Raw genomic sequence first — 21,656 nt, forward strand, 5'->3', positions numbered from 1 at the left:
GTGCCGGGGCTCGGGCTTATGGATCTGCGCTCGACCTTCGCAGCCGACAAGACGCTCGTGCGCGTGGCCCGCGCTGAAACCCCGCTCGGCGTGCCCTCCGGCGGCTATGAAATCCACCACGGCCTCACCGATCATGGCCCTTCGGCCCTGCCGCTGTTCCTGCGGGCCGACCGCGCCTATCCTTCCGAAGCGGAGCGCATCTGCGGCTATGTCTCGGGGCGGCGATGGGCCACCTACCTGCACGGCGTCTTTGACGACGATACTTTCCGCCGGACGTGGATCGACCATGTGCGCACCGATCTGGGCCTGACACCACAAAGGCGCTGCCTTGCGAGCTACGATCTGGAAAAAGCTCTGGACAGACTGGCGGACGTTGTCCGTGCCAATTCGGACATGGAAACGATTTATCGAAGCATGGGGCTGAAATGAACCCCTCCGGACTCGCACTACTGCCTGCCGCGCTCCCAATGGACTGCCTGTTCGGGGAACCGCAGAATAGGATCCATCCCGTCTGCCTGAAGGGGCACTGTCCACCCGTCTCGCTCCCCTACTCCGGCGCACCCCCAACACGCGGATGTTCTCGGCCGGAGCGCAGGGGAAACCCGGCGGCCTCGCCGCATACGGCGGGCGGATCGTCAATCATCTATGGCTAGGGGACGGAACCACGGCACCTTCACGGACACATTTTTCTCGCCATACGTCTTGGTCTGGCACGGGGTCGTCTTTACTCTTTTTGAAGCCTTCAACATCGGCATGATCGGCATAGGCCTGGCACTGCTGCAGGGCTAACCCCCGGCAGCCTCTTGGGAAAGCGGTAGCGTCTGCCGCCGGAGAAAACCTCAAACACAAAGGAAGGCATGATGAACAACCTGACGATTCCCGCCTATTCGGAACAGGCCGCGCAGGCCGTGAAAGAACGGCTCGACAGCCTTGCGAAAGTCCCCGGAAGCCTCGGCAAGCTTGAGGAACTCGCCATCCGCCTTGCCGGGATAACCGGGCGGACACGCCCATCCTTCCCCAAAAAATCCGTGGTTCTGTTCGCCGCCGACCACGACATCACCCTCAAGGGCGTGAGCGCCACCGGGCAGGAAGTGACCGAAATTCAGGTCCGCAACTTCCTCAAGGGCGGAGGTACGATCAACGCCTTCTGCCGCAATGCTGGGGCTAGCCTTACCGTAGTGGATGTGGGCATAAAGGGCGATGTCGGCGGTGCCGAGGGGCTTGTCCGGCGCAAGGTCGTCCACGCGGCACGCGACTTCAGTGAAGGCCCCGCCATGACTCGAGAAGAAGCGCTGGCCTGCGTGCAGGTGGGCATCGACATGGCCCATGAAGAAGCGAAAAAAGGTGTCACCCTGTTGTCCGCCGGAGAAATGGGCATCGGCAACACCTCGCCTTCCTCTGCGGTTGCCGCTGTGCTGACCGGAGCACCAGTTGAAGGGGTCACGGGCATCGGCTCCGGCATCCCATCCGAACGTGTCCGGCATAAGGCCGAACTCATCCGGCAGGGCATTGAACGCAACCGCCCCAATCCCGCAGACGCGGTGGACGTACTGGCCAAAGTCGGCGGGCCTGAGCTCGGCGCGATGGCGGGCTTGATGCTCGGTGGCGCGTCACTGCGCATCCCCGTGGTGGTGGACGGCTTCATCGCCGGAGCAGCTGCGGCCATTGCCATCGGCATCCGGCCCGGCGTGCGCGACATGCTTGTGGGTTCGCATTCGTCCTTTGAACCGGGCCACCGCATCCTCATGAATCACCTCAATATCCCCACTTACTTGGATCTGGGGCTGCGTCTCGGCGAAGGCACGGGCGCGGTGCTCCTCTACCCTCTTATTGATGCTTCCGTGCGTATTCTCACCGAAATGCGAACGCTCAAAGAACTGGATATCAACCGATGAAGTTCCGCGCCGCCCTCGGCTTCTTCACCCGGCTGCCCGTCGGCTCCGCCCCGCTGCCCCCTACATTCCAGGGCGTGATCGTGTGGCTGCCTGCCATTGGACTTATCGTCGGGCTGCTCGCGGCGCTGGCTGTGGCCCTAGCGACCCTGCTCCTGCCCGCCCAGCTCGGCGGGGTCATCGGGTGCCTCGTCTGGGTCTTCATAACCGGCGGGTTGCATCTCGACGGCGTGGCGGACTGCGGCGACGGCCTCCTCGTGGAAGCCCCTCCGGAACGGCGGCTGGAAATCATGAAGGACTCCCGACTTGGCACCTTCGGCGGAGCCGCACTGTTCTTCGTGCTAGCGCTCAAGGCCACGGCACTGTGCACACTGGCGGCGTCGTTCGACGGAAGCTGGAGCGGCCTCCTCACCCTTGCGGGAGCCTGCTGCATGGCCGGAGCACTGGCGCGAAGCATGGTCTTTCCGGCGATGCACATCCCCTCAGCCCGACCGGGGGGCCTTGGCGCGGCGCTGCATAATGGCGTGACCAGACGGCATGACATGCTCGCTTTAGGCATCGGCCTCGGCATCTGCGCACTCAATGGCGGGCGCGGGTTCACCGCACTCATCGCCGCTCTGCTCGTGGCTTGGCTGTTGTTGTCCGCCGCCCAAAAACGGCTGGGCGGTGTCACCGGCGACGTTTTCGGCTGCCTCATCGAGCTGACGGAGAGTGCCGTTCTGGTTGCCTGCTGCCTGCGGTAAGGCACACGGAAGGCGGCTTTCCAACTGGTTCCGTTCAACCAACGGGTTGGAGCCCTGCTTCTGAGAGCATCGATAATCCAGTACTCTGGATATCAACGTCCGTTTTCTGAAGCAGGGCTTGAAACACATTCCGCCGACAGCTTCCCATTCTCGGCGTCGGAAAGGAAAAAGATGATGGAAAAAACGGAGTTGACGCTCTATCTCGGCGGTACGCGAAGCGGTAAAAGTGCACGGGCGGAAGCGCAGGCGCTACGGACGGGCGGCCCCGTGCTCTACGTCGCCACGGCCGAAGCCAGACCCGACGATCCGTCTATGCATGAAAGGATCCGGCGGCACCGGGACCGCCGCCCGCCGCACTGGAGCACATTGGAGTGCCCTCTGCATCTTGCGAAGCGGATCTCCGTCATGTTCCCGGCCTTTTTTCTCGAAGCCGCTGCCTCCGTTTCTCCGGAGCAACCTCCAGAATCCGGCGTGGGCAGCTCTCCCAAGGATGCCGGGGAAGCCGCCCAGGAAAGGCCGACAATCCTGATCGACTGCGTAACGCTGTGGGTGTCGAACATACTGTTCGCCCTGCCGGAACCGGAGGATCTGACGGCCTTCGAAACCGCCGTACGCACGGAAGTAAACGCGCTGCTCGCCCTGATGGAACGCTCAAACTGCCGATGGATTCTGGTATCAGGAGAAACCGGGCTCGGCGGCATCGCCTCCGACCGGATCAGCCGTAATTACTGCGACGGCCTCGGTCTTGCCAACCAGCTCATCGCAGCCAGCGCCCGGAAGGTCTTTCTCGTCGTCGCCGGATGCTCGTTGGTGCTGGCAGAATAAAAAATGGCCAGCGCCCATATCGCAACAGTCCGACGGCCACGGGAACGAACGCTCAGCCCCCACCTTCCCTCTACAAGCGGAACCCCACCGAGTGAGGAGACAGGTTATGTGATTCCCCGCGCCCTTCAGTCCACCGGTACAAGGCATCCTCCTTGCCGCAAGTTCAGGCGCGGGAATCTCCCGGAAAGACTCACACTATAGTGACCTTAAGGTCGTATTTGGCAAAACGCTCCAGCGCAGCGGCGAGTTCCTCCGGCTGGTAGGGAACCATGACCGGATCGGCAAGGTTCAAGGCGGCGTACTTGCTGTGCCCGAACGTATGACACGGCAGCACGTCGACCTCGTTGTGCCCGTGCTTATGAAGAAACGCGGCCATCTGCGCGATGTTCTTTTCCGTATCATTGATGCCGGGCATAAGGGGCACGCGGATGTGTAACGCCTTCTTTGCCTCAAAGAGAGCATGCAGATTCTGGAGGATGAGCACATTGTCGAGCCCGGTCAAACGTTTATGTTCATCCGGATCCATATGTTTACAGTCGAAGAGGAACAGCTCGACTTGATTCATGATCTTCCTGAAGCGCTCGGGTTCGCAAACACCACAGGTATCCAGACAGATGTGGTAGCCCCGGCGTATGGACGCGTCGAGCAACCCCAACAGAAACGCTCCCGCCGCTGTGGGCTCGCCGCCGCCAAAGGTCACGCCGCCGCCGGAATTGTCATAAAACAAGCTGTCGCTGTCCACGACGCGCATGACTTCTTCCACGGTCATACGTTTTCCGGACATTTCCCGCGCCTTGGAGGGGCAGCTTTCCACGCAGAGGCCGCAATCCGTGCAGATCGAACGATCCCGGTTGTACACATCGCCGATCTTGACCACGGCACCGTTCGGGCAAACCCGTTCGCAAACGCCGCACCCCACGCATAGATTGGAAAAAAACATGAGCTGCGGCTTGAAATTCTGGGATTCGGGGTTGCTGCACCACGGACAGTGCAGCGGGCAGCCTTTGAGAAAGACCGTAGTCCGCAGACCGGGGCCATCCTTGGTGGACATCCTCTGGATGTTGTACACGATGCCGTCCATTTCCTTCGTCTCCTTATTGCGGGGTAGGCATATCTGTATGCAGGAACCGTTTGCCCTTATACTTGTCCTTTTGCATTTTTGATGCCTGCTCCGGGTGAATCGGAAAGCCCCTCCCAGCCGTCCGCATACCCCTTCACGGGAAGTGCATACAACATATTATAATAACAATATAAAACAGCTTTCAGTCGCTCCTGACTCAAAAAATGGTCGTCTACGCTCCAATGCGACACATTTTCCTACCGCAACGGATCATGCCAGCTTGGCTGGCGAAAGGTAAAACTGGAGGCGTCCGTATAACAATAATAAACGCAAAGCGTACCAGATTGGGTACAGATTGTATCGACATGGACAGCAACCCGGTACAGTGGCGCCCACGATGGGAAACATCTATATTGTGATTTTTATAACTTTATTAAAATAAAACAACTTTCCTCTAAACCCTCTCCTTTCTGGATATGGCAAACAATTTGCATCTACCAAAGCCAAGATACGCCAAATTCAAGGCACATAATGAAAAGCAAAAAAGAAAAGGAGACGTTATATGGGATACTCAATTGATTGGAGCGATCTGGAGCAACGCATTCAGGATCAGAAGGCGGCCCTGCTTGATACGTCGCAGAACATGGACCCGGAACGCCTGAAGTTTCTGGTTGAGACCTACGACGAGTGCAAGGGCGAGAGCGTTTTCATCACCCGCGCCAAGCTGTTTGAAAAGGTGCTGAACAACAAGAAAATCTATCTTGACGGCAACCCCATCGTAGGCAGCCTGGCTGGCGGCCGGGCCATGATCTACGCCTACCCGGAATGGCAGTGCAACTGGGTCAAGGACGACCTTGATTCGGAAAAGCTGGCCCTGTCCTCTCTCGGCGAAGTGCGCTTCTCCGACGAAACCAAGGAAATCCTGAAAAAGGTCTATAAAACGTGGAAGGGCAAGACCACGTACGACCGCGCCAACAAGCTCTACAAGGAGCTGTACGGCGGCAACGCGGAACTGCTCGTAAAGTGCGGCTGGATCTATCCGGTGAACGACAACTCCACGGGTTCCGGCGTGGCCGACTATCCGGCCATGCTCACCAAGGGGATCCGAGGGATCCTCGAAGAGGTCGAAGCCGCGTACAGGGCCCTCCCCAAGCACGCTACCAACTGGACCAAGATCGAATTCTACCGGGCCTGCAAGATCGCCCTCAACGCGGTCATAGCCTACGCCCACCGCTACGCGGATCTCGCAGAGGAAACCGCCAAAGCCGAAACCAATCCTAAGAAGCAGGCGGAACTCATGGAAATCGCCGAAGTCTGCCGTCGGGTTCCCGAGTTCCCGGCCCGCAACTTCCGTGAAGCCCTGCAGTCCTTCTGGTTTACGCACTGCTGCATCCAGATCGAACAGTGCGGCTGCGGCCACTCCTTGGGCCGTTACGGCCAGTATATGTATCCGTTCTACAAGAAGGATCTGGATGAGGGGACGCTCACGAAGGAGCAGGTGCTCACCCTGCTGAAGTGCCAGTGGGTCAAGCATCTCGAAATCGCCGTGTACCAGGGCGATGCCTACGCCAAGGCTTTTTCCGGGCATACGGGGCAGACCATTTCACTGGGCGGCTATACCGCCGACGGCGACGATGCCTCCAACGATCTGGAAGAACTGCTCATGGATACCCAAATCGCCATGAACAATATCCAGCCCACGCTGGCTCTGTTCTACACGCCGAAGATGAAGCCGTCCTACCTAGAAAAGGCCGCTGAAGTCGTCCGCTCCGGCTCCGGGCAGCCCCAGTTCATGAACATGAACGCCGCCGTGGCCCGCTCGCTGGTCCGTTTCGCTTCCCGCGGCATCACGCTGGACGAGGCGCGCACGCTTCCGGTCATCTTCGGCTGCGTGGGCACAGGCATACAGGGCAAGGGCTCCTACGTGACCTTCGAAGGCCAGCCCAACCTGGCCAAGTTGGTGGAATTCGCCATGTACGACGGGTACGACCCTCACACCCGCAAACAGGTTTTCCCCAATGTGAAGCCCGCCGAGGAGTGCGCTACCTTCGAGGAACTCTATGACGCCCTGCTCCGGCACATGGACCATGCCTACGACGCCCAGCGCAAGATCAGCGACCTCGGCAACAGTACGCGCGAACAGATCGTCCCCAACATCTTCCGTTCCTGTCTGCTTGACGGCTGCATCGAGTCGGGGCTCTGCGAAGAGGCTGGCGGTCCCAAGTACTCACAATCCCTGTGCATCACCTCTACCGGCATCGACGCGGCCAACTCGCTGTATGCCATCAAGCACCTGATCTACGACACCAAGCAGCTGACATGGGAACAGCTGAAGAAGGCGTTGGCCGCCAACTTCGAAGGCTACGAAGACATTCAGAAGCTGTGCTTCGGAGCACCCAAGCACGGCAACGACATCGAGGATGTGGACCAGCTCACCCGCCGCTTCTTCCGCGACGTGGAGCGCATCTACCGCTCGCACGGCCCGGACTACTTCGGCTACGAAGCCCACATGGACCCCTTCTCCCTGTCCTACCACAACTACTTCGCCCCCATGACCGGCGCGCTCCCCAACGGTCGCCAGAAGGGTGTGGCACTGACCGATGCAAGCGTTTCCGCCATGCCGGGCACCGATGTCAACGGCAGTACGGCGCTGATCAAGTCCGCCGCGCAGGCCATCGACACCGTGCGCAACAACTGCAACCACATGAACATGAAGTTCCTGCCTTCGGCTCTGGAAGGCCCGAGCGGCACCCGCATGCTGCTGAACCTGATCAAGACCTACTTCGACCTCGGAGGCGGCCACATCCAGTTCAACTGCGTATCCTCCGAAACCCTGTGCGACGCACAAGAGCACCCGCAGAACTACAAGAACCTCGTGGTCCGCGTCGCCGGGTTCTCCTCCTACTTCACCCGCCTGTACAAGGGTGTGCAGGACGAAATCATCAAGCGTACGGAATACCAGAACGTCTGATTCCTATCCCGATGGAGGGGAGCCGCCAGATTGCCGGCGGCCCCTTCCCAACTGTAGCACAAGGATGAAATGCATGCTGGAAATTACGATAGCACCCGAAGTTATCGCCAAGTTTAAGGAACTGTTGGTGGAAGAAGACAACGAAGACGCCGTGTTCCGCATTCGAGAAACCAAAGTGGGCGGCGGCTGAAAGAGCCACATGGAGCTCCGTGTGAGCCTCGACGAACGTGAAGATCCCGATGAGGAACAGGAAATCGAAGTTGAAGGCATACCCTTCGTCGTCAACGAAGACGTAATCGATTCGTACGGCCTGAAATACACGATTGCCGTGGACGAGCACAATATGCCTGCGGTCAGTTCGGAATTGCAGAAGGCCAGCCCCGCGCCGGAATCCGATGGCGCTTGTTCCGAAGAGAAAGCCTGCTCCCTGTCATAAGCGCCGACAACGGTTTCCTCTGAAGAGCCTTGTCCACCCCCGGGCGACGCGGAGACAGATCCGCCGTCGCCCTCTTCTTTTGGTGGCTGTTCGGGATTTTTTCGAGTTGCGCGGTCAAGCGCATACCTTTTACACCGCGCAGGACGAACGCGGCATTCCATCCGTCCCCCACCCAACCCATGAATACAACGCAACTGATACAAAGGGCGGAAGCCCTGATGAGTCAAGGGAACCCGGAAGAAGCCGGGAAAATCTATGAAGAACTTTGCCGTATGGAGCAGCTCACAGCGGCGGAGCGCGGCGTCGCCCTTTTCGGCCTCGGCACCTGCCTCTTTCTCCATGAATCCTACGCGGCGGCGAGCTTGCAGCTACGGGAAAGCTGGGAGCTGTTGATCGCCTCGCTGGGCATGGAAGATCCGCTCACGACGCGGACGATGGTTCTGCTCTCCCGCACGCTGATTGCCCTCGGCGATCTGGAGTCCGGCATGGAAATCGGACGCGGTGCTCTCAAAAACCTTGTGAAACTCTACGGGCAGGATGCGGATCAAGCGGCTACGGCGGCTTTTTTCCTTTCATCCGGAGCCTATCAGTTCGGGCGGCTGGCCGAAGCCGAGGAGCTGACACTGCAGGCTTTACAGGCATGGGAAAAGATTTATGGGCATGTCTCGCTTCAGGCGGCCGCCTGTCTGGACGCACTGGGGAAACTGCGGAATGTCTGCGGCGAAAAACGGGAAGGCACGGATTTCCACCGTAGGGCCGCAGACATCAAGATGCAGGTTCTGGGCGAACATGAGACGACGGCGGCCTCGCTTGGCCACATCGGCATGGCCGAAGCGGAACTGGGGAACTGGAAGGAGGCGGAAACGCTCTTGGCCAGTTCGCTTGAACAGTTCGACCGTCTCGGCGTGGGAAAAAACGCTGAAGGCATCGCGGCTTTTCGCGAAAAACTGAATGAATGCCGGAACATGCTCGCCAAGGAGCCAACCGATGAATAAAGATGAACTCATTGATGCAATCGTGCAGATCGAATGGCCCATGTTTGCCGGGGTGAACAACGAAGGAGGAAAGGCCGCCTGCCAGATGGACTTGGCCACGTTCCGGATCATGCGCATCAGCCAGTACTCCGCCTGGGGCGAGGAACTGCTTGAAAGCTGCCTGGCCGATCTCAGGGCTGCCCAAAATCAGGGCCGGAACCTCATGACCGAAAAATACGCGCGCATGATGAAAACGACCTTTCCCGATGAATACCCGGCTATAGAAAAATCACTCCCTCCGCTCGATCCTGCCGCTGCACGGCAGATCGAGGACATCGTGGCCTGCCATGTCCAGTGGAAAACGGCGCTGGATCAAAAATATCCCCACCTGGGAGACCGCAGCCGTCCGGTCCGGACGCAGGAAGACAGGGCCGGCCTGCCTTCCGTGGAAACCTATACGCGGGCCGAACTGCAAACCTGCTCGCCCCGCACCATTTCCCTGTACCACTCCGCCACTATGAAACGTGCCGAAAGGGGAGAAAACGAGGCGGAGGAGAACCTGTTGAATCAGGTCCGGCAGTATGGCTTCGCGAGTCTGGAAGACGCGGAACAGTATTTCAGTACCCACGAATAACCGGAATTGCCCCCTTCCGGTTGACGCCCGGACGCTTGCTCTCAACATAATGCCTCGGCATAGCCGATGCTTCCCCGCCCCATACGGCATCCATTGAGGTTCCATTACCAGCAACGCCAGCCAGGTATGTACTTGGCTGGCGTATGTGCGATCTGCTATCTCTATTTCTATGGATTGGCATATGCTTTGGCTCCAAACGGGAAAACGGAACCCCTGCGAAGGGCATCCTCTTTCGTCCGTTCCGCGATTGCTCCGTACCGAGCCTCTCTATCTCACTTCACGGTTATGCAATCGTCCATTGAGCTTTCATCTCCGATGGAAGCCGCGCGAAAGCGTGCCTACTCGTCAATCCTAAAAGTTATTAACAAGATGTATCCCTGATAACAAGTATTTCCCATTACAAAACTGTCTGGTAATATGGCAATAGGTCAAACAAAATGACATCCGCAACCCAGGATATCCACTATGCGTAACAGGCCCAATTCGTCATCCGCTCTGGAATCGCTTGCCGAAAGCGCGTACGCCGATGTTTTTGAGCTTCTGCACACAGGAATTGCCGTTATGTCTGCAACGGGTGAGTTCCTCTATTGCAACCAGGCGTTTCTGAGCATGTTTAATTTGCCTTCGGATATCAGGGGCAAACATGTTACCGACTTTTTCCTTACCGCCGAACAGGGCGTCATGACCACTATCCGCACACGGAAGCCGACGTTCTGTTCCAGCCTGACCACCACCGACGCGCAGGGGATTTCTTTCCGCTACCCGTTGCTGGATGACAAGGGGAAACTTTACGGCGTCATCATCGAAAGCATTTCCCCCAGCATCGGCCCTGAACGGATGCAGAAATTTCTGGACACGATTCATGATCTTGAAGAAAAGAGCAACTATTTCGAGCAAAAGGTCCGTAAAAAGCCGGGCAGCCTGTATACCTTCGAAAGCATCATCGGCAGCAGCAATGCCATCATGGCCTTGAAAAAGAAAGGGAAGATTTTTGCCAGAGGCAACGAGCCCATTCTTGTCCTCGGAGAAAGCGGGACAGGGAAGGAGTTGGTGGCACAGGCCCTGCATTCAGCCAGTTCGCGGGCAGACAAGCCTTTTGTGACCGTCAATTGCGCGGCGTTGCCCCATGATCTCATGGAAGCGGAACTGTTCGGCTATGAAGGTGGGGCGTTCACTGGAGCGAAATCGAGCGGCATCAAAGGAAAATTTGAACTGGCCAATAGGGGAACCATTTTTCTTGATGAAATAGGCGAGCTGCCTCTGAGTATGCAGGCAAAGCTTCTACGCGTTTTGGAAAGCGGCGAAATCCAAAAATTGGCCCATCGGGGACAGCTGCATTCGGATTTCAGGCTGATCGCTGCAACCAACAAAGATCTAAAGGAAAGCGTAGAAAGGGGTTCCTTCCGGGAAGACCTCTATCATCGGCTGAATATTCTGGAATTGACTATTCCGCCGCTGCGGGATCGGGTAGGGGACATCCCTCTACTGGCCCGCCACTTCATCGAGCTGCACGCAGGGGCAAAACGGGGCAGAGAAATTCAGATTTCCAATGAGCTGTACCGCGCTTTCGGCCTGTACCCTTGGCATGGCAACATCCGCGAGCTGAAAAACGTGATCACGTACGCCCTGTTCAATCTGGAAGAGGACGAGAAGGTCCTGTCCACGCGCCACCTCCCCGAGCGGTTTTTCCGGGAGCTACTTACCGAACAGCCCGAAATCAAGGAAAAGGAACTGTGTCCCGACAACCTGAATCTGGACGAAGTCGGAGCTCAGGCCGAGCGTAAGGCGCTTCTGCTCGCGTTATCCAGCACGAAGTACAACAAGACGCTGACTGCCCGCGTTCTTGGTATTTCCCGAAACAAGCTGTACAAAAAGATGCATGATTTCAACCTGCTTTCCCCGTCCGGCAAAAACGAGGGAAACCTCTAGGAAAACACTGTAGCCCCAAACAGCCGTCAAAGTTTACATGGTATTTCCCTGCCTACAGGGCCGAGGGACATTTTATAACGAAAACGGGAACGGTCCATAATGAACCGTTCCCGTTGCCGTCTGTGCAACCAACACAGGGCGTTCCCGTTCCGCCGTCGCTGAGAAGGCGGATCAGAACTTTTTAAAGCGGCAGGGACTCCGCATAGATCTCAATGGTGTGCTTGACCTGAACAGGATCGTTGTTCCGGGCCAGCATATCGGAAAGCTGCATCATGCAGGCCGGGCATCCCGTCGCCACAACTTCCGCGCCGCTGGCGATCACGTTGTCGCGCTTTCTCTGGCCCATCTTGAGAGACAGGTCGTAGTGGGTCAGCGTGAACGAACCGCCGCAACCGCAGCAACGGTTGGCTTCGGCCATTTCCACAAGGTTATAGCCCGGATTCATACGGATGAGATCGCGGGGCTGCTTGCTCACGCCGAGGGACTTCTGGAGGTGGCAGGATTCGTGATACGTCACCTTCGTCTGCCCCTTGGCCTGCGTCTTGGGGCTGACGTGCAACACGTCAACGAGCAGCGCATTGATGTCGATGGCCTTGGGCGCCAACGCGTTGATCGCGTCGCGGTAACGCGGCGGGAGGTTGTCGGAGAACTGCGCCCAGAACTCGCGGATGGCAACCGTACACGACGAACACGGCGTGACGATGTAGTCGTAGTTCTGATCCTTTAGAATATCCACGTTGTGCATGACCATCTTTTCGAATCCCTGCCGATCGCCGGAAGCCAGCGCGGGCATACCGCAACAGGCGTAGTTGTCGGACAGGAAAACGCCGATCTCATGGTAGTCAAAGACCTTAAGGCAGGCTTCGGAGACGTTGGTGTAGATCTTGTCCCCAAGGCAGCCGGGGAAGAAAGCCACTTTGATGCGGCTTTTGCCCATGGGCGTATTCACGTTGCCGACCGTGCTGTGCAGAGGCTTTGCCGCCAGCTTGGGCATGTGGCGGTCGCCGAGCATGGGCTTCAACAGCGGTGCGCAAACCGTGTTTTGCGGCTTGGCCTCGTCCTTGAGGATGAGGTTCTGGAACGGCGCGCTCAAGCGCAGCAGCGTGCCGAACAGCCGCGGATTGGGGAGCAGCATCCGGAATGCGGCCTTCTTGATGCCCGAGAGCCCCAGATAGGTCGCCACGATGGCCCGCGCCTCAAGGAAAATGTCGGTCGTTTTCACGCCCGAGGGGCAGTTTGCCTGGCACGAGCCGCAGAGGAGGCACCGCGACAGCTTTTCGTTCACGGCCTCGGGGTCTTCGATGATACGATGGGCAAGGTTTTCGACAAGAGCGATCTTCCCGCGGGTGAGGTCGCCCTCGATACGCGTCGTCATATACATGGGACAAAACGCCTGACAGAACCCGCACTTCATGCAGGCCGCCAGTTTGTCGTCCAGAGCCATCAGGGCATTGGCAAGTTGGGTAAGCTCATCCATGGACCATTCCTTCCCGAATAAAAAGTCAAAACCTGTCGGCCGCAGAGCCGCCGTCCACCGTCACGGAACACCCTAGAGGGAAACGATCTTCGAAGCGTTGAGCAGCTTCTTCGGATCGAAAGCGGAGCGCATACGCCGCATGTACTCAAGGGTTCCCTTGGAGGTTTCCAGTTCAAGCCATTTCTTTTTGGAAGTGCCGATGCCGTGTTCGCCCGACAACGTGCCACCAAGCTCCAGCGCCACATTGAACAGATCGTCAACGGCCCGCTCCACTCGGGAGAATTCTTCCTTGTCGCGCTTGTCGCAGAGGATGGACGGGTGCAGATTGCCGTCCCCGGCGTGGCCGAAGGTACCGATGGTCACATGATGGCGCGCGGCGATCTTGTCGAGCGCCTCGAGCATGGCGGGAATCTTGGAACGCGGCACGGTCGCGTCTTCGAGCATCAGCGTGGGACGGCAGCGGGCCAGAGCGGGGATCGCCACGCGGCGGGCTTCCCAGATCCGCGTCTTTTCCGCGGCATCCTTGGCGACCACAACTTCCAGCGCGCCGGAATCCTTGAGGACCTTTTCCACGCTCACGGCCTCGTCGGCGACCTGCGCCGGGTGCCCGTCCACTTCAATGAGCAGGATGGCCGCCGCGTCACGCGGCAGACCGATATTCACGTAATCCTCAACATAGTTGATGGTCGCGTTGTCCATGAATTCCAGCGTACAGGGGACAACATGCGCGGCGATGATCCCGGCGACGGCCTGCGAGGCGCGTTTCACTTCGGGGAAAATGGCCATCATGGCTTTGGAAGCCTTGGGCGGCGTCACCAGTTTGAGGACGGCCTTGCTGGTAAGTGCCAGCGTACCTTCCGAGGCGACGAGCAGTTCGGTGAGGTTGTAGCCGTACTCGCACCCCCGACCGCAAGCCCCGGTCTTCATGATTTCGCCGGTTTCAGTCAGGACTTCAAGGCCCATGACATATTTTTTCGTGGTGCCGTACTTCAGGCCGCGCAGCCCGCCGGAGTTCTCGGCGATGTTGCCGCCCATGGTGGAGACGGACATGGACCCGGGGTCGGGCGGATAAAACAGCCCGCGGGCCGCCACTGCGGCCGCAAGGTCACAGGTTATCACGCCGGGCTCAACCACCGCGTACATCTCTTCCTCATTGATTTCGAGAATCCTGTCCAAGCTGTTGGTCAGGATAATGACAGCGTCGGTACTGTCTGGGATGGTCCCGCCGCTCAGGTTCGTCCCGGAACCGCGGATAGTAATGGGGATGCCTTCCTCATAGCATTTCTGGATCAGCGGCCCAAGCTGGTCCGTGCGTGTGGGACGGACGACAAGGCCCGGAACGACAGGAGGCAGGACTGCCGCGTCGTACGCGTAGTTCTGGCGATCCGCCTCGCCCGTCAAGACATTCTCCCGGCCGATGATCTTCTCGATTTCCTTAATGAACGAAAGGCTTAGCATAAGTCTCTCCGCAGCATGAAACGTGGACACCCGATGGCGCGAACAAAGCCGAAAGGCACGCTTGCGTTCCGGCCTTCCCCCTGAGGCAACACGGAATAGTCAGTTCAGACAGTATAGATCAAGGCCCGTGTTTTTTCATTCATTGAACGCTCAACCCTTTTTATTCATTGCATTACCAAGCGCAGCTTCTTGCCTGAAAAGGTCGTTTTGCTCTTCATATTTTTGCAATTAGCAAAGAAATATTTCTTTTTTCTTTCAATAAACACAAATAACGCTTTTCACGGTTCGTTTTCCCTTTCCCTCGCATAATCTATTCAATATTTTTGATCTTTTTTTCACGTCTCCCCGTACGGGAGGCGGAAGGCATCCCGATACGCCGTATCCATCCCCACCCCGGCCTTCCGCCCGGCTCAAAAGCAATTCCCTTACGGTTTCCTCTGCGCTACGATGACAAAAAGTTTTTCCCCATTCGCAAGGAGGCAGTCATGCTTGAACTGTTGAAACACCGCCGCAGCATCCGCACATTCACCGACGAACCCGTCTCTCAAGAAAACATCGACAGCCTGCTCAAGGCCGCCCTGCTCGCTCCTTCGTCGATGGGCAAAAAACCCGTCGAATGCATCGTCGTTCGGAACAAGGAAACCATAGCCCGCCTCAAAACCTACAAAAAGCACGGCACCACACCTCTCGGAACCGCCCCTCTCGCCATTGTCGTGATCGCCGACGGCCAGAAATCCGACGTATGGGTGGAGGACGCCTCCATCGTATCCATCCTCATCCAGCTTGAGGCGGAGAAACTCGGGCTCGGTTCCACATGGATCCAGCTTCGGAGGCGCGAAGGCGACAGCGGGCCTTCCGAAGAGGCTTTCCGGCAGGAGCTTGGCATCCCTGAGCACTATGGCGTCCTCAGCGTCGTCGCCATCGGCCACAAGAACGAGCAGAAGAAACCGTATACCGATGCGGATCTCGATTTCACCAAGGTCCACTACGAAACGTTCTGAGAACACTGCTCGTGAAAAATCCGTGCCCCGCCCAGCGGGTTGCTCCCTTGCCTGAGAGGCGGGGGGGGCCGGCTGTCCCGCAGGGGTCTTGAATCCGCTTGCGCGCTATAAAAAAACTTCCCATGACGACATAAAAAAAGGAGGCGCCTTCCACGGAAGGAGCCTCCTCGGTTTTGTTGCGTCAGCGGGTTAGTTGGTGCCGAACCACTTCTCGAGGATCTGCTTTTCGATGCCCTTTTCCTGAACGGCCTTGATGCCGGCGTTCAGCTTCTGGGCCAGTTCCTTATCGTTCTTGCGGAGCGCGAAACCGTAGAATTCCGGATCGCCGGTCACGAGGCCGATGTGGAACTTGTCGCGGTATTCGTCCTTGGTGTTGGCGTAATACTTGGCGACCGGGTCATCACACATCACGGCGTCAAGGTTGCCCTTGGCGAGGTCTTCAAAGGCGAGCCCCACTTCGTCGTAGGTCTTCACAATCATCTTGATCTTGGAAGCCGGGATGGTCTGCACCATGGCAGTCGTGCCGATCTGGCCACCGACCCGCTTTCCGGCAAGCTCTTCGAGATCCTTGATTTCCTTGCCGAGCGGCAGGACCACGGCCTGATGCAGTTCATAGTAGGGATCGGTGAACAGCATGGCCTTCTTGCGCTTGTCGGTGATGCTCACGGACGCGGCGATCACGTCCACCTGATTCGAGGCCAGCGCCGCGAAGATGCCGTCCCATGCGATGTTCTTGACCTGCACGTCAAAACCGGCTTCCTTGCCCACGGCTTTGATGTAGTCGATGGAGAATCCTACGATTTCCTTGTCCTTATTCAGCATTTCGTTCGGCGGGAACGTGGGGTCGGACGCCACGACAAGAGGCTTTTCGGCGAAAGCGACCGAGGCGCACAACAACAGGGACAGCAGGGAGACAGCCAAAGTACGAAACATGTTTATCCTCCAAAGTGTTACCATTACAGTCCGGCAACGCCGCAATACCGGCGGAACGGGACCGTCCTTTACAACGGATGACCCGATTTAGCATGTTTCAGGGAAAGATGTAACCCGTACAATCCACCGTCCCCCCTCCTATCCCGGCGTTCTTCACGAAACTTCCCCATAAACAGGCTTTTTTTGCACAGAGTCCGTTCCCCACCGAGCCCTTGCCCCGCCCCGGGAAACGAAATTCCCCGGATTCCGCCCCCTCCGGTTGCAAGTCAGGGACCGTTCATCTATGTTTCCAAGCCGGTTCGCATTTCTTTCCCAAGGATAAACTGATGGGCCATACGATTTATCTCGTCGGCGCGCGCGCCGCAGGCAAAACGACCTTTGGCGGCGCTTTGGCGCGGCAACTCGGCTGCAACTATGTGGATACCGACATCCATTTGCGTGAAACCACAGGTGAAACCGTAGCTGACATCGTAGCCCGCGAAGGCTGGGACGGTTTCCGCAAACGCGAGAGCGCCGTCCTCCGGGCGGTTACCACCCCCGGCACCGTCATCGCTACCGGGGGCGGCATGGTGCTTGCGGAGGAAAACCGCCGCTTCATGCGCGAAAACGGCATCGTGCTCTATCTTTCCGCCCCGGCCGAGGTCCTTGCATCCCGCCTGCAGGCCAATCCCAACGCCGCGCAACGCCCCACACTTACCGGGAAATCCATTGCGGAAGAGGTAGCCGAAGTGCTCGCCGCCCGCGAACCTCTCTATCGTGAAACCGCCACGCACATCCTCAATGCCGCCGCCACGCCCAAAGAACTCTTGGCCGAGGCTCTGGCAATCCTGAAGCCATAAGTTTTTTGCCCATACAGCCTTCGGAAGACGTCGTTCTTTCCCCCAAAAGCGGCTCCGAAAACGAAAAAAGGGAATTTCCCACCCGCATACAAAAGTCCCCCGGAAAAACTTCCGGAGGACTTTTCCCATTCCGCGGAAAGGGCTCTTTTTGTCAACATGATATGGAAACGCTCCAAACGGCGCTCCGCTTGACTACGCGGACCAAGAAGAAACGCGGAGAAAAAGGTGCCCTCATGGGCCATCCTTCTCCTGTCGGCTATTCGCTTTTTTTCTTGTGCGAAGAACGCAGGCGGACACGGATGGGCGCGTGCTCGATGCGGAAAATCTTGCGAAGGGAACGATCGAGATAGCGGGCATAGGTCTCGGACACGCGATCGGCGTCACTGACGAAGAACACGAAGGTCGGCGGGGCCACTTCCGCCTGCGTGAGATAGAAAAACTTCGGACGCGAGCGCTTGACCACAGGCGGCTGGTGTTTCGTGAGCACTTCTTCCATCGCCCGGTTGAGCGCGCCGGTCCCGATGCGGGTGTTGCACTCTTCGCGGATCTGCGCGGCGAGCGGGACGATGCGCCCAAGGCCCACCTGCTTCATGGCCGAGACCATCAGCACCGGCACATGCGGGCAGAACTGGAGCACTTCCTTAAAGTTCTTTTCCAGTGCGGCCTGTTCCTTGCGGCCCACAAGGTCAATCTTGTTCACCAGAATCATGAAGGGCGTCTTGCGCTCGTCCAACAGATCGATGAGCCGCTTGTCCTGCGCGGTCACGCCCTCGAGCGCGTCGATGACATACAGCGTCACGTCCGCCTTGGTCGTGGTCTTGAGCGAGGAGTTGACGGAAAAACGCTCCACGGTATCCGTAATGCGCGTACGGCGGCGCACGCCCGCCGTGTCCACGAACTCGCAGGCCCGCCCGTCGCTCACGAAGGGAATATCCACGCTGTCGCGCGTCGTCCCGGCCACATCGCTGACGATCATGCGATCTTCGCCGATCATGGCGTTTACCAGCGAGGATTTGCCCGCGTTGGGACGCCCGAGCATGGCGAGGCGCAGCACGTTTTCCGGCTTCGCTTCGGCATCGGGGTCTTCAACAGGCAACAAGTCCACCATTTCCTCTTCGAGCGCCCTGATGTTGTGCCCGTGCTCGGCGGAAAGGGCCAGCATGGGGAAGCCAAGGGCGTGGAATTCGGCCAGCATGGTGTCTTCGTGCTCCATGCCGTCCACCTTGTTGACCACCAGCAGGGTCGGCTTCCCGGCCCGGCGCACGAACGAGGCAAGGTGCTCGTCGAACGGCATCAGGCCGTCGCGCCCGTCCACTACGAGGCAGAACACCGAAGCCTCATCCATGGCGGCCTGCGTCTGCTGGAGGATTTCCGCCTCGAACCCGCGCAGCCCTTCGGGGCCGTCGGCTACGGAATGGTGGCTGTCGAGCGTCACGCCCCCGGTGTCGATCAGGGTGAAGGAACGCCCGCTCCGAGAACGCACCACGCCTTCCATACGGTCGCGGGTGACGCCCGGACGGTCATGGGTGATGGCCCGGTTACTGCGAATAAGCCGATTGAACAGCGTGGACTTGCCCACGTTGGGACGGCCAAGCAAAGCGATTTTGGGGAGCATGCGACTTCCTCATCAAAAGATATCGGGTGACGCCCGCAACGGCGGGCAAGAACAACTTCGGGGACGGAACCGTCCCCAAACACAAAAGTCTTGGGAGGGGTGGGGTACGGGGGAGGGGAAGCCTTTTTTCAGAAAGGCCCTCCTCCCCCGCTCAGTGCAAGGCAACTATTTCGTCGGCTCAATGATTTCCTGACCGCCCATGTAGGGCACGAGGACCTTGGGGACCACGATGGAGCCGTCCTTCTGCTGATAATTTTCCATGATGGCCACCAGAGAGCGGCCGGTGGGCAGGCCGGAACCGTTCAGGGTATGCACCCATTCCGGCTTGCCTCCTTTGGGGCGGAAACGGATGTTCGCGCGGCGGGCCTGGAAATCGACACAGTTCGAACAGGACGAAATCTCGCGGTAGGTCCGCTGGCCGGGCAGCCACACTTCCACGTCGTAGGTTTTACAGGCGGAGAAGCCCATATCCCCGGCGCAGAGCGTGATGGTGCGGTACGGCAGCTCGAGACGTTCCAGCAGGGTTTCGGCGCTGCGGCGCATTTCCTCAAGATACTTGAAGGAGTCGTCGGGATGCGTGATGTACACCATTTCGACCTTGGTGAACTGATGCTGGCGGATGTAGCCGCGCGTGTCCTTGCCCGCCGAACCCGCTTCCGAACGGAAACAGGGCGTCTGGGAGCAATACCGCTTCGGCAGGGCTTCCTCGTCAAGGATCTCGTCGGCGTGGAGGTTGGTCACCGGCACTTCGGCGGTGGGGATCAGGTAGTATTCCCAATCCGCAACCTTGAAGAGATCTTCCTCGAATTTGGGAAGCTGGCCCGTGCCCTGCATGGTCTTGCGGTTGACCATGAGCGGAGGCAGGATTTCGGTGCGGCCCTGCTCATGATGGAAATCCAGATAGAAGCACACGAGCGCGCGCTCAAGGCGGGCGGCCCAGCCCCACGACACGGTGAAGCGGCTGCCGGCGAGCTTGGCTCCGCGCTCGAAGTCGAGGCCGCCGTTGTCGTTGCTCAGATCCCAGTGGTTCTTCACTTCGAAATCAAACTCGCGCGGCGTACCCCAGCGGTGCACTTCCACATTGTCGTTCTCGTCCACGCCGTCGGGAACGGAGGCGTCCGGGATATTCGGCACGGTAAGCATCCAGTCCGCGAGATCGGCCTTCACCGCTTCGGTGGCGCTGTCCAGCGCGCTGATGCGGGAAGAAAGATCGGAAAGGCTGGCGATGAAGGCTTCGGCGTCTTCCCCGTTGCGCTTCAGGCGGGCCACTTCGGCGGAGGCGCGGTTGCGCTCGGCTTTGAGGGCTTCCACCTGAGCGAGCAGCTCGCGGCGCTTGTTGTCGAGTTCTTCAAAAGTACGCATGTTCAGGGGCGAATGGCGCTTCGCAAGAGCGGCGGCCACCACTTCGGGATTTTTCTGCAACAGTTTGAGATCCAGCACTTCAGCGCTCCTTGTCTTCCTGTATGGAGGGAAAAACCGCCGGACCGCGCACGGCGTCCGGGGATAGGGAACAAAACGCATCAAAAAATCCGGCGGGCCCCCTTCTCAGCCGCGATATGCCGCGCCGGAAGGCTTTCCGCTCCGCCGTTTTGAATCCTCCAGTCTAGACAAGTTGGTATGCGCCGTCAACTGGCCGTCAACTGAATGGAAGCATACCCCCGGCTAGCGGCTCCGGATTGCATCCCGCCCGCAAAAGGGGTATCATTCTCCATTCTTCAGACAGTCCTTTCGGAGGTTCATCATGTCCATACTGATCCGTCGCGTTGTCACGCTTGCACTGACGCTGGTCACACTGACGCTCCTCGCCGCCTGCGGCCCGAGCAACAACGTACGCCTCATTTATAACACGAATACGAGCGCCGTCCTCCCCCTGCCCGGTTCGCCCAGCGTCGCCGTAGTCATGTTCAATGACGAAAGGACCCGCCAGTACATCGGGGAACGCAAGGACGGCTCGGTATTCACCGCCAGCTCCACCATCGCCGACTGGTTCAGCCGCTCGCTCGCCGACGAACTCGGACGCCAGGGCGTGCAGGTTTCCTTCGCCTCCACGCTGGAACAGGCCCGCGCCGCCAACCCCACGTATATCGTGACCGGCACCATCACCGACGTATGGCTGCAGGAACAGAGCGCGACCCGCGTGCAGTGCACCATCAAGGCCAAGGTGGCCCTCTCCAACAAGAAGGGCGTGCTCTATTCCGAAAACCTGAGTTCCACACAGGAGCGCCAGTTCATCCCGTCCGCTTCCGCCATCGAAAGCCTGCTGTCCGACACGCTCAAGGACCTGCTGGTTCCGGCCGCCAAGAAGATCCAGAGCCAGATCCACTGATCCCTGAGACACCATCAATAAAGACAAGGGGAGAGGAAAACCGTTTCCTCTCCCTTTTCCGTTTTCCCCTCTGACGACGGGGCCGCCCGTCACGGTGACGCCATGCGAGAGGAACCCTGCAAGACCTACGGCCATCTTTTCCCCGCCGACCAGCACATTGCGGACGCCGTGGGCGCCGTGCTGTCCGATTGGAACATTCCCGAATGCACCGAACTGGAAGGCGATATTTTCCGCATCAGCTTCGAGGGCGTCTTCTTCCCCTTGGACGATGTGCTGGACGCGCTGCGCCCTTTGCTTTGCGCGGAAAGTTCCGGTAAAATCGACCTGATCGACATGGAAGCCTGGACGCTGACGCGCGCGGCCTTTTCCGGCACGGAAATAACGGTCAAAACCGTGGGGCTCAACCACGTGCTGGCCTATTCCGGCCACTGACGTGCCCCTTTTCATCAGCGGCGTTTGCCTATACCTTTGTCGGCGCGCGGATTCTCCTCTTGCGGCATCATCCCGCCGCGGGACGGACAGGCTGCCCAAGCACGGCCGCTC

Annotated in this window: 19 protein-coding genes and 1 pseudogene; 14 read left to right on the plus strand and 6 right to left on the minus strand. The window is 58.7% G+C overall.

Features of this window, described 5'->3' with window-relative positions:
• From T370_RS0115160 to T370_RS0115180, 5 genes and pseudogenes are all read left to right on the plus strand, one after another.
• Window positions 1-429: pseudogene (locus tag T370_RS0115160) on the plus strand (cobyric acid synthase); the annotation flags it as partial.
• A 216-nt stretch (window positions 430-645) separates the two neighbouring features.
• Entirely contained in the window at window positions 646-789 is a 144-nt protein-coding gene (locus T370_RS25165) for a hypothetical protein (RefSeq protein WP_156034446.1), read from the plus strand.
• A 71-nt stretch (window positions 790-860) separates the two neighbouring features.
• A complete protein-coding gene (gene cobT / locus T370_RS0115170; protein WP_029436218.1) occupies window positions 861-1,895 on the plus strand; it encodes a nicotinate-nucleotide--dimethylbenzimidazole phosphoribosyltransferase in 1,035 nt (344 codons plus the stop codon).
• The gene (gene cobS, locus T370_RS0115175) at window positions 1,892-2,635 is read left to right on the plus strand and encodes an adenosylcobinamide-GDP ribazoletransferase (RefSeq protein ID WP_029436219.1); all 744 of its coding nucleotides are present in this window, start codon (window positions 1,892-1,894) and stop codon (window positions 2,633-2,635) included. Before cobT ends, cobS begins: the two co-directional genes overlap by 4 nt.
• A gap of 174 nt (window positions 2,636-2,809) precedes the next feature.
• Window positions 2,810-3,460: a bifunctional adenosylcobinamide kinase/adenosylcobinamide-phosphate guanylyltransferase gene (locus T370_RS0115180; RefSeq protein ID WP_029436220.1), complete on the plus strand. Its 651-nt coding sequence runs from the start codon at window positions 2,810-2,812 to the stop codon at window positions 3,458-3,460.
• A gap of 190 nt (window positions 3,461-3,650) precedes the next feature.
• Here the strand turns inward: T370_RS0115180 and T370_RS0115185 are convergent, their stop codons facing one another.
• Complete coding sequence (locus T370_RS0115185) at window positions 3,651-4,541, minus strand: glycyl-radical enzyme activating protein (protein ID WP_029436221.1); 891 nt, start codon at window positions 4,539-4,541, stop codon at window positions 3,651-3,653.
• Between the two features lie 541 nt (window positions 4,542-5,082).
• On the opposite strand from T370_RS0115185, the gene T370_RS0115190 reads away from it, so the two are divergent.
• The 5 genes from T370_RS0115190 to T370_RS0115215 all read left to right on the plus strand — a co-directional run bounded on the left by T370_RS0115190 (window position 5,083) and on the right by T370_RS0115215 (window position 11,464).
• Entirely contained in the window at window positions 5,083-7,491 is a 2,409-nt protein-coding gene (locus tag T370_RS0115190; protein ID WP_029436222.1) for a glycyl radical protein, read from the plus strand.
• A 211-nt stretch (window positions 7,492-7,702) separates the two neighbouring features.
• On the plus strand, window positions 7,703-7,927 hold the full coding sequence (locus tag T370_RS0115200; protein ID WP_016360781.1) for a hypothetical protein: 225 nt from the start codon (window positions 7,703-7,705) through the stop codon (window positions 7,925-7,927).
• 218 nt (window positions 7,928-8,145) lie between these two features.
• Window positions 8,146-8,922, plus strand: coding sequence for a tetratricopeptide repeat protein (locus T370_RS0115205; RefSeq protein WP_029436223.1), 777 nt, complete (start codon window positions 8,146-8,148; stop codon window positions 8,920-8,922).
• Window positions 8,915-9,535, plus strand: coding sequence for a DUF4125 family protein (locus T370_RS0115210; RefSeq protein WP_029436224.1), 621 nt, complete (start codon window positions 8,915-8,917; stop codon window positions 9,533-9,535). Before T370_RS0115205 ends, T370_RS0115210 begins: the two co-directional genes overlap by 8 nt.
• 465 nt (window positions 9,536-10,000) lie before the next feature.
• Window positions 10,001-11,464: a sigma-54 interaction domain-containing protein gene (locus tag T370_RS0115215; RefSeq protein WP_029436225.1), complete on the plus strand. Its 1,464-nt coding sequence runs from the start codon at window positions 10,001-10,003 to the stop codon at window positions 11,462-11,464.
• Window positions 11,465-11,645: 181 nt separating this feature from the next.
• Here the strand turns inward: T370_RS0115215 and T370_RS0115220 are convergent, their stop codons facing one another.
• Entirely contained in the window at window positions 11,646-12,941 is a 1,296-nt protein-coding gene (locus T370_RS0115220) for a heterodisulfide reductase-related iron-sulfur binding cluster (protein WP_029436226.1), read from the minus strand.
• Between the two features lie 72 nt (window positions 12,942-13,013).
• Entirely contained in the window at window positions 13,014-14,399 is a 1,386-nt protein-coding gene (locus tag T370_RS0115225) for an FAD-binding oxidoreductase (RefSeq protein WP_005026051.1), read from the minus strand.
• Between the two features lie 485 nt (window positions 14,400-14,884).
• Here T370_RS0115225 and T370_RS0115230 point away from each other — a divergent pair, with 485 nt between their 5' ends.
• Window positions 14,885-15,400 carry a nitroreductase family protein gene (locus T370_RS0115230; RefSeq protein WP_005026049.1) on the plus strand — a complete coding sequence of 172 codons (516 nt, stop codon included), beginning with the start codon at window positions 14,885-14,887 and terminating at the stop codon, window positions 15,398-15,400.
• Window positions 15,401-15,589: 189 nt separating this feature from the next.
• Here T370_RS0115230 and T370_RS0115235 read toward each other — a convergent pair whose 3' ends face one another.
• Window positions 15,590-16,333 (minus strand): basic amino acid ABC transporter substrate-binding protein, encoded by a 744-nt coding sequence (locus T370_RS0115235; RefSeq protein WP_029436227.1) that lies wholly within the window; start codon window positions 16,331-16,333, stop codon window positions 15,590-15,592.
• A 326-nt stretch (window positions 16,334-16,659) separates the two neighbouring features.
• Between T370_RS0115235 and aroL the strand changes: the two genes are divergently transcribed.
• The gene (gene aroL / locus T370_RS0115240; RefSeq protein WP_029436228.1) at window positions 16,660-17,172 is read left to right on the plus strand and encodes a shikimate kinase AroL; all 513 of its coding nucleotides are present in this window, start codon (window positions 16,660-16,662) and stop codon (window positions 17,170-17,172) included.
• A gap of 256 nt (window positions 17,173-17,428) precedes the next feature.
• On the opposite strand, the gene der is transcribed toward aroL, so the two are convergent.
• Both der and serS read right to left on the minus strand, forming a co-directional pair.
• Window positions 17,429-18,787 (minus strand): ribosome biogenesis GTPase Der, encoded by a 1,359-nt coding sequence (der, locus tag T370_RS0115245; protein ID WP_029436229.1) that lies wholly within the window; start codon window positions 18,785-18,787, stop codon window positions 17,429-17,431.
• A 165-nt stretch (window positions 18,788-18,952) separates the two neighbouring features.
• The gene (gene serS / locus T370_RS0115250; protein WP_029436230.1) at window positions 18,953-20,227 is read right to left on the minus strand and encodes a serine--tRNA ligase; all 1,275 of its coding nucleotides are present in this window, start codon (window positions 20,225-20,227) and stop codon (window positions 18,953-18,955) included.
• A 301-nt stretch (window positions 20,228-20,528) separates the two neighbouring features.
• Here serS and lptE point away from each other — a divergent pair, with 301 nt between their 5' ends.
• Both lptE and T370_RS0115260 read left to right on the plus strand, forming a co-directional pair.
• Window positions 20,529-21,113, plus strand: coding sequence for an LPS assembly lipoprotein LptE (gene lptE / locus T370_RS0115255; RefSeq protein WP_005026037.1), 585 nt, complete (start codon window positions 20,529-20,531; stop codon window positions 21,111-21,113).
• Window positions 21,114-21,215: 102 nt separating this feature from the next.
• Entirely contained in the window at window positions 21,216-21,545 is a 330-nt protein-coding gene (locus T370_RS0115260) for a hypothetical protein (RefSeq protein WP_005026035.1), read from the plus strand.
• Window positions 21,546-21,656 lie beyond the last annotated feature (111 nt).

This window comes from Bilophila wadsworthia ATCC 49260 (assembly GCF_000701705.1).
Lineage (GTDB): Bacteria > Desulfobacterota > Desulfovibrionia > Desulfovibrionales > Desulfovibrionaceae > Bilophila > Bilophila wadsworthia.